We start from the raw sequence: 402 nt of genomic DNA, 5'->3' as shown, positions 1-402 counted from the left end.
CGGAGGGCAACGCCGGATACGCGCTCCCACCATGCAGCAGGCCCACTGCATGGCCCATCTCATGACAGGTGATGCTGGGGTCGTAATTTCCGTTCCCCCGGATCCTGATCACTTGCTGATCACACTTGTACACGGAGACGGGGTCGTCGCACCATGCCATCCCCTCCGCATCGTCGTCCAGACCCTTCGCCCCTTCCTGCCAGACGACATCCGTTTCTGCCGACCCCGAGAATTTCGGCGTGGCATCGTACTTGATCACCAGGTCGGTCGGAGAATACTCGCCCTTGAGCATGGCAGTGTCATACGACTTGTCCACCGCTTCCAGCTTGAACTCGCCGCTGCTGTCCATGTAGTAGGTGACATCTTTGTTGTCCGTCTGGCACACCCGCCCCTTTGTACAAA

1 protein-coding gene is annotated in these 402 nt (G+C 59.0%); it reads right to left on the bottom strand.

Annotated features, from left to right (window positions below):
• Nucleotides 1-385, bottom strand: a 385-nt coding sequence (locus tag AB0C16_RS40795; protein ID WP_357691582.1) for a hypothetical protein, incomplete at its 3' end; no start/stop codon positions are given.
• Nucleotides 386-402 lie beyond the last annotated feature (17 nt).

This window comes from Nonomuraea sp. NPDC048916 (assembly GCF_040649575.1).
GTDB lineage: Bacteria > Actinomycetota > Actinomycetes > Streptosporangiales > Streptosporangiaceae > Nonomuraea.
This window is presented reverse-complemented; position numbering and strand designations above follow the sequence as displayed.